The organism is Aeromonas sp. 1HA1 (genome assembly GCF_029237385.1).
Taxonomy (GTDB): Bacteria; Pseudomonadota; Gammaproteobacteria; order Enterobacterales; family Aeromonadaceae; genus Aeromonas; species Aeromonas popoffii.
Genome location: NZ_JAACGC010000166.1, coordinates 1 through 1,297, shown reverse-complemented (window position 1 = coordinate 1,297; position 1,297 = coordinate 1). Strand labels below are relative to the sequence as shown.

The window sequence follows — 1,297 nt, the reverse complement described above, 5'->3', positions numbered from 1 at the left end:
CGGCATGTACTGAATGTGATCGCAGACTGGCCGGTGAACCGGGTCAGTGAACTGCTGCCTTGGCGTGTTGCTCTACCTGCTGAATAACCTGTCGCCCCTGTCAATACGGCCTTCGCTGGACGCTTACGAATCAACAGGGCCTTCTGGGAATGCGTTGCCGATCACACCGGCCTAGAATGGTTGCATATACCAAGCACATGTAAATAAAATAAATTTTCTTTGTAAATCAATGGCTTATTTGGTTATTTTGCAAGCTTAACATTCCTTTGTGTAAACAAACATTCAATTACTGGGGAGTTGTTTACACAATTCCTGTCTCTAACAATCAGTGTTGTATACTGACATGCACAGGGACTGCCTAACATCATCTGTCATCCATTTTTTGGCTGCCAAGCGTAGCGAGGCAGGGCAAGTACACTACGAGTACACTAAAAGGCGCCTGTGAAGGTGCAATTAGCAGTGCTGTAATTGGTACCCAAACCATCAGGCCCCGACTATGAGCAATCAGATTCTCTCCGCGACTGCGGCCAGCATCACCGAACTGAAACGCAACCCGATGGGCACACTCAAGAAGGGCAATGGTTCTGCCGTTGCCATCCTCGACCGCAACGAACCAGCCTTCTACTGTGTGCCCCCCGAACTCTTTGCCTGCTATGTCGAGCTGGTCGAAGACGCCGAGCTTAACCGGATAGTTGAGGAACGCATGGCCTCACTCGACAGGGTCAACGTCTCGCTGGATGACCTATGACGACAATTGCACATTTTCACAACTTGTTTACAAATGTCTTAGCTAAAGTGTAGAGGGGGTGTAATGAGAGGCAAAGATTTAACATTTAGCCGTTATGACGCAGCGGTTTATCTGCGAAATGAGCAAGACATAAAAGCTTATCTGGAAGCTGTATTAGAGGATGGTGATCCTTCGATGATTGGTGTTGCTCTCGGCAATATCGCCCGTTCTCGGAGCGTTAGCCAACTTGCGATGGATGCCAAAATGAGCAGAGATAGCATCCTTGACGTTTTGTCAGGTCAAGGGAGCCCAAATTTCGCCACAATAGCAAAACTGGCAAATGTAATGGGATTTCGGATAGAGCTAATGCAAAACTCAGTTAGTCGGCCTGTGGAACGATAACTTTTAGCTACTCCAGCACTTTTGTGCCATGTCCTCTATAAGAGAGCTATTGTCAAATCTGGTGTATGGCGTCGGTCAGGCGGCACTCCTGTCTGACTCCTCCAGCACCTTTACTCCGTCCTTGAATTTCACGTTGTTCGCTACCAACGTCAGCAGCGCAAATCCCTT

General features: G+C 48.2%; 2 protein-coding genes. Both read left to right on the top strand.

All coding sequences use genetic code 11. The annotated features are described in order from the left end of the window. Positions 1–496 precede the first annotated feature (496 nt). Positions 497–748 carry a plasmid stabilization protein gene (locus GWQ22_RS21405; protein WP_042039297.1) on the top strand — a complete coding sequence of 84 codons (252 nt, stop codon included), beginning with the start codon at positions 497–499 and terminating at the stop codon, positions 746–748. Positions 749–811: 63 nt separating this feature from the next. Continuing rightward, entirely contained in the window at positions 812–1,129 is a 318-nt protein-coding gene (locus GWQ22_RS21400; RefSeq protein WP_084204727.1) for an addiction module antidote protein, read from the top strand. The last annotated feature ends 168 nt before the right edge of the window (positions 1,130–1,297 follow it).

Bases quoted from the DNA above. Each gene is read 5' to 3' on its own strand.
- GWQ22_RS21400 (WP_084204727.1), top strand. From the start codon at position 812: ATGAGAGGCAAAGATTTAACATTTAGCCGTTATGACGCAGCGGTTTAT.
- GWQ22_RS21405 (WP_042039297.1), top strand. From the start codon at position 497: ATGAGCAATCAGATTCTCTCCGCGACTGCGGCCAGCATCACCGAACTG.